Origin of the sequence: Desulfosarcina sp. (genome assembly GCF_041551955.1) — a bacterium.
Taxonomy (GTDB): domain Bacteria; phylum Desulfobacterota; class Desulfobacteria; order Desulfobacterales; family Desulfosarcinaceae; genus Desulfosarcina.
Window position 1 is genome coordinate 1 of sequence record NZ_JBFELV010000331.1, and the last position, 5,606, is coordinate 5,606.

The window sequence follows — 5,606 nt, forward strand, 5'->3', positions numbered from 1 at the left end:
GGGTTCGGGGTTCGGGAAAAAATACCTGACAGACTGCATTCGTCAAGACGAAAAAGCGCTGCCGGCACCCGCTTCACTGGGTGGTGCATGGGCAACGCTTGATCGTTCGGCGATCTTCTTTCTGATTCGGATCGGAACCGCGGCTTGCCGCGGGTAAGGTTCAATCCGCCGGCGCTTTTTCTACCTCGGTCGTTTCCTCCACAGACTCGCCATAGATAACCAACCCCCCTTTGTCACCGGAGAAAAGGCCGGGGCCAGGCTTTTCGTCCCGGTCGTCGTGGTAGACAAACGGTTGATCCGATGATGCACACCCGGCGATACCGGCAATCAGGGCCGCCGCCGTCAGCATAAAAATCCATCTCATCTTCATTTAGAACTTCACCCGCATGCCGGTCATGATGGCATTGATGTTGTCGTAATCCACACCGTTTCTGTCCAATTGGTGTAACCGGTAGCCCAGGTAGACCTCGGTGCCCCACTCCTGGAGGTCCTGCACCATCTGAAGGCCGACGGTGTCCGCATCGTCGCCGTTGACATCAAAATCTGAAAAACGACCGTAGTCGACGGACAGGGAGGTCACTCCCAGCGGGCACCAGCGACCCCGGTAGCCGAACTTGGTGTAAAAAAACCCGGCATCGTTTACACCGGCCCCTTTTTGATCGCGGGTGCCCATGGCAAAGGTGCCGTTGAAGCCGGAGTCATGCAGCACGGACACGGATCCGGCCAGCTGGTCGTCGACGATATCAGAAGAACTGCCGGGGTTGGCGTAGGCCACAGCGGCGGCCAATTTGAAGGCATCCACCTGGGAGGTGTAGCGTAGAGCAAGGTCGCCACCGCCCTCGGCAACGTAAGATGCGGATCCGACAAATCCGCTGAACGAAGGGCTGTCATAGCGGATGCGCTCTTCGCGCCCCAGCCCGTCCATATTGGAGAACGCAGCGTTAATCGGGGTATCGGATAAGGTGTTCGTGTTTTTGTCGTAGAATAGCTGACCACCGGCCATGTCGGCGATGGCAGCGTAGCCCACCACGCCGGTGCCGGACAGATCCATCTCCGAGGTGCCGTCCGAGGCTGTGGAACCGTAGCCCAGGGAGAATTTACCGTAGGTGTTGGCGTCCACCCACAGGTCCAGATGGCGTTTTTGAAAACCGATGTCTTCCACACGTTTGTCTTCCTGGTTGACCAGGTTGCTAGGGTTGGTCTGGTATTCCACTTCGATGCGGGTGCCGATGGTATATTTCTCATTGGGCTTGATGGTGCCCTCCAGCCCCACCCGGGTGGAGGAGTTGTCGTTGTCCACCAGGTAGACGTCGCCATTCTCCCCGTCGTTGCTGTAAAGTATCGCCTTGTTCACCTGGCCGTATAATTTGACACTGCCCTTCGGGTTTCCGGCCTTGACTGCCGCGGGGCTGTCCGTGGCCGCCTTGACCGTGGCCGCGGCCGTCTGGCTCTTCAACATCTCAACCTCGCCCTGCAGTTGTTCGAGGGTTTTCTGTTGGGCCTCGATCTGGGCCTGCTGCTTGTCGATGATTTTCTCGAGACGATCCAGGGTCTCCTGGTCTGCCCCATGCACCGGCAAGGTTGTCACATGACCCAAAACAGGCGATACCGCACAAATCATCAAGAATACGCGCCACCTGCTCAGTCTCATCCATACCTCCTTTTTCTCTTCCTGTAGATGCTGATCAAATCTCTCCCGGCAAAAGTCTTCCAGACTAGCGGGAACACTTAAAATGGTTCCGGTGGTTGGCCAACAACCTTTGATCGGGCAGGGGGTACAAACCAGCCACCGAATCTGAAACCGCGTTCAAACCAATGAGAAGTTGGCAAGGGAAATGTAGGTCTAGGCAGTTTTCGACGGCGTCCAGCCACTATCACCTGGTGCGGACACTTTTACATTATAAGAAGGTATTCTATCATGCCATGCGGGCGCAGGAAAATCAAACCGGGTCGGAGACGACCGGTGGAGCGCTGTCCCCATAATTGGTTTGTTACCCGACGCTTTTTCGGTTAAACTGTTACCCTCAACTTTTTGACGACAACCGCATACAATGACGGGAAAGAAACGCATGGCCAACAGCCTTTACATTGCCAGCATCGAGCCGCAAAGCGGGAAATCGGTGGTCGCCTTGGGCCTCATGGAGATGCTCTCCAGGCGAGTGGGACGCATCGGATATTTCAGGCCCATCATCCCTACGGCCCAGAAACGGGACAACGACATCGAACTCATTCTGCAGCGTTACCACCTTGACCAGACCTACTACGAGACTTTCGCCTTTACCCACAATGCCGTCCAGAGCCTGTCCACCGGCAGCAGCAGCCAGGGCATCTTGAAGCAGATCGTGGAAAAATACCGGCAGCTTCAACAAAAATTCCGATTCGTCCTGTGCGAGGGAACCGATTACACGGGCGTTTCATCGGCATTCGAATTCGATATGAATGCCGACGTGGCCAGCAACCTGGGCAGCCCCATCCTGATGCTGGTCAATGGGAGCGACAAAGACCCGGAAGAGATCCTCGAGACCATTCAGATGGGGATCGATGCCTTCACCCACCGAGGGTGCGACATCGCCGCCGTCATTGTCAACCGGGTCGACAAATCGGAGCTGGACGCTGTTCGCGCGGGGATTGGCGAAGGCATTTCCGCTGACATCCCCATCGGCGTACTTCCGGAGATGCCCACCCTGGGCAGGCCCACCGTTGCCGATATCGCCAGAGAACTGGGGGCCGAGGTGCTCCAGGGGGAAACTGAAGCGCTGAGCCGGTCGATCCACGATTTCAAGGTGGCCGCCATGAACATCCCTCATTTTCTCGATCTGATCAGGGAGGGGGACCTGGTGATCACACCGGGCGACCGCACAGACGTCATTCTGTCAAGCCTGGCAACAGTCGTATCCGACAATTATCCGACCATTGCGGGCCTTATGCTTACCGGTGGATTCACACCAGAACCGTCGGTGAAACGCCTGATGGAGGGTTTCAGACTGACCTCCCAGCTACCCATCATCAGCGTGCCCACGGACACGTTTACCAGTGCCATGAATGCCAGCGAAGTCCGCGCCAGCCTTCAACCCGGCGATGAACGCAAAATTGCCGCCGCACTGGGCCTCTTCGAAGCCAACGTGGACCTTACCCGCCTGGAAGCCCGCATCGATGTGGTCCGATCCACCCGCGTGACCCCGATCATGTTTGAATATGAACTCATCGAACGGGCCAAATCGGCCCGCCGGCATATCGTTCTGCCCGAGGGAGAAGAACCGCGGGTCCTGAGGGCCGCAGAGATACTGATCCGCAGGGATGTGGCCGACATCACGCTGCTAGGCGACCCGAAGCAGATTCGGCAGACGGCCAAAGCCCTCGGCCTGGATTGGAAAGGCCTGAATATCATTCATCCACCCAGCTCGACCCACCGCGAGGCCCTGGCCCAGCTCTATTACGACCTTCGCCGGGAAAAGGGCTTATCCAAGGAGATGGCCTGGGATATGACCGCCGACGTGAGCTATTTCGGCACCCTCATGGTCAAGGCAGGACTGGTCGACGGCATGGTGTCAGGCGCCGTCCACACCACCGGCGATACGATCCGGCCGGTGTTCCAGATTATCCGCACCCGCCCGGGGGTGTCGATCGTCTCGAGTGTTTTTCTCATGTGCCTGCCTGATCGCGTGGTCGTCTACGGCGATTGCGCAGTCAACCCCAACCCCGATGCAAGCCAGCTGGCGGATATTGCCATCAGTGCGGCAGACACGGCAGTCATGTTCGATATCGAACCACGCATCGCCATGTGCTCCTACTCAACGGGAACATCGGGGGCCGGACGGGATGTGGACAAGGTTCGCGAAGCCACGCGCATCGTCAAATCGCGCTTTCCACAATTGAAGATCGAAGGCCCCATCCAATACGATGCGGCGGTGGATGCCGGCGTGGCCAAGACAAAGTTGCCCGGCAGCGAGGTGGCCGGCCAGGCAACGGTGTTCATTTTTCCGGACCTCAATACGGGCAACAACATCTATAAGGCGGTGCAACGCTCTTCAGGCGCCATTCCCGTCGGGCCGGTGCTCCAAGGCCTGAATCAACCGGTCAACGACCTGAGTCGGGGGTGCACGGCAGCCGATATTGTCAACACCGTAGCCATCACCGTGATTCAAGCCCAGGCCTTGACCTTGCATAACCCCATGCAGACGAAAGCAGATTAAATGAAAATTCTGGTCATCAACTGCGGCAGTTCCTCCTTGAAGTACCAACTGCTTGAGATGCTCGGTGAACACCGCCTGGCATCAGGTTTGGTGGAGCGGATCGGCGAATCCATGGGCAAGGTGTCCCATCAAAATCGACCGGACGCTGCCGGGGGACAGGGTATCGTCTATGAAAAGCCCATCAGCGACCATCGATCGGCCATGAACGAAGCCGTCGGCCAGCTCACGGCGCCCGGCACAGGCGTTATCTCCGGCCCGAGCGAAATCGCGGCCGTTGGCCATCGGGTCGTCCACGGGGGAGAACTTTTCCAGGAACCGGTCCAGGTGGATCGCAGGGTGCTGGAGGCCATCCAAAAGACGATTCCCCTGGCCCCGCTGCACAACCCCGCCAACCTCATGGGCATCAAGGTGGCCCGCGAGCTGTTTCCCCATGCGCCCCAGGTGGCGGTTTTCGACACGGCATTCCACCAGACCATCCCCGCCTTTGCCTACCACTACGCCCTGCCCTGGTCGTATTACGAACAAATGGGTGTCCGCCGTTACGGTTTTCACGGCACCTCCCATCAGTATGTGGCCCGGGAGGCGGCAATCCGACTGGGCCGGCCGCCGTCTGCGGTGAACCTGATCACCGCCCACCTGGGCAGCGGCGCCAGCATCTGTGCCATCGAAAAAGGGGTCAGCGTGGACACCTCCATGGGCATGACACCGCTGGGCGGGCTGATCATGGGCACCCGGGGCGGAAACCTGGACCCCGGGGTCGTCATGTATATTGCCGAGCGCAAGGGTATGACCCTTGAGGAAGTCAACGCCGTCCTGCAAAAAGAGAGCGGACTGAAGGGCATCTGTGGAATGAACGACCTGCGCGATATCCATGCGGCTGCCGGGGATGGGAATGCCCGGGCCCAGTTGGCGCTGGACATGTTCGTCTACCGCTGCCGGCAGTATATCGGGGCTTATTTTTTTCAGCTCGGACGGGTGGATGCCCTGGTTTTCACCGCCGGCGTCGGTGAAAATGATGCGGTCATACGTGAAGCCTGCTGCAGGGGCATGGCAACCGCAGGCCTAACCCTGGATCCACAAAAAAATCGTTATCCCGACCGACACGGCGGAGAAATCACGGCTGCCGGAAGTCGGATCAAGGGTTATGTCATCCCCACCAACGAGGAACTCGAAATCGCCCGCCAGACCCTTGGGGTGGTGGAAGGGAAGGAATGAAAAACCAGGGATCAAGGGATCAAGGATTCGAGTGAAAAAACAAGACCACCTAAGACCACATATGGCCTTCCCTTGAAACCTCGAACCCTGGGATCCTTGGACCCTGCTTTTTATCTGAGATAATCTTCCCTCACCGGTGAGAACATTTCAACGGCCACCGAATCTTCAACCGCCCGGGCGGAATGGGGAACGTCGGAA

4 protein-coding genes are annotated in these 5,606 nt (G+C 58.1%); 2 read left to right on the forward strand and 2 right to left on the reverse strand.

From position 1 onward, the window contains the following. Nucleotides 1-160: 160 nt before the first annotated feature. Together ABYV26_RS19320 and ABYV26_RS19325 are read right to left on the reverse strand one after the other, a co-directional pair. Complete coding sequence (locus ABYV26_RS19320) at nt 161-370, reverse strand: hypothetical protein (protein ID WP_372682994.1); 210 nt, start codon at nt 368-370, stop codon at nt 161-163. Continuing rightward, nucleotides 371-1,651, reverse strand: coding sequence for a porin (locus ABYV26_RS19325; protein ID WP_372682995.1), 1,281 nt, complete (start codon nt 1,649-1,651; stop codon nt 371-373). It lies immediately after the preceding gene. Between the two features lie 418 nt (nt 1,652-2,069). Between ABYV26_RS19325 and pta the strand changes: the two genes are divergently transcribed. Together pta and ABYV26_RS19335 are read left to right on the forward strand one after the other, a co-directional pair. Beyond that, on the forward strand, nt 2,070-4,193 hold the full coding sequence (gene pta, locus ABYV26_RS19330) for a phosphate acetyltransferase (RefSeq protein WP_372682996.1): 2,124 nt from the start codon (nt 2,070-2,072) through the stop codon (nt 4,191-4,193). Continuing rightward, a complete protein-coding gene (locus ABYV26_RS19335; RefSeq protein WP_372682997.1) occupies nt 4,194-5,408 on the forward strand; it encodes an acetate kinase in 1,215 nt (404 codons plus the stop codon). Nucleotides 5,409-5,606: the final 198 nt, after the last annotated feature.